This is a genomic window from Ancylomarina longa (assembly GCF_003996985.1).
Classification (GTDB): Bacteria; Bacteroidota; Bacteroidia; order Bacteroidales; family Marinifilaceae; genus Ancylomarina_A; species Ancylomarina_A longa.
The window spans coordinates 1-375 of the sequence record NZ_RJJX01000295.1 but is presented as its reverse complement, the minus strand read 5'-3'; the positions used below and the strand labels follow the sequence as shown (position 1 = coordinate 375).

Here is a 375-nt window from a genome sequence, read left to right as displayed (position 1 = left end):
ATATAGGCCTTTATGGCCCTGGCCTGTAAATGGACCTTTATGAGCCTCTAAAATATCTTTTAGACCATGACCAATGCCCCAGTTGGTCCKATACATGTGACCTGCTATCAGGAAAAGAATTGCAATAGCTAAATGRTGGTGTGCAATATCGGTCAGCCAYAGACCCCCMGTTACTGGATCTAATCCTCCACGAAAAGTMAGRAATTCYGCRTATTTTGACCAATTCAARGTRAAAAACGGRGTTGCTCCCTCAGCAAAACTAGGATAAAGTTGAGCCAAAAGATCCCGATTCAAGATRAATTCATGAGGAAGTGGGATCTCTTTAGGATCTACTCCAGCCAATTCAAATGTTATGTGTTCTCACCATGTCAAATC

At 41.9% G+C, this 375-nt stretch carries 1 protein-coding gene; it reads right to left on the bottom strand.

Annotated features, from left to right (window positions below; translation table 11 throughout):
• On the bottom strand, positions 1-279 hold a 279-nt coding region (locus DLK05_RS19260), incomplete at its 3' end, for a hypothetical protein (protein ID WP_498366016.1).
• Positions 280-375: the final 96 nt, after the last annotated feature.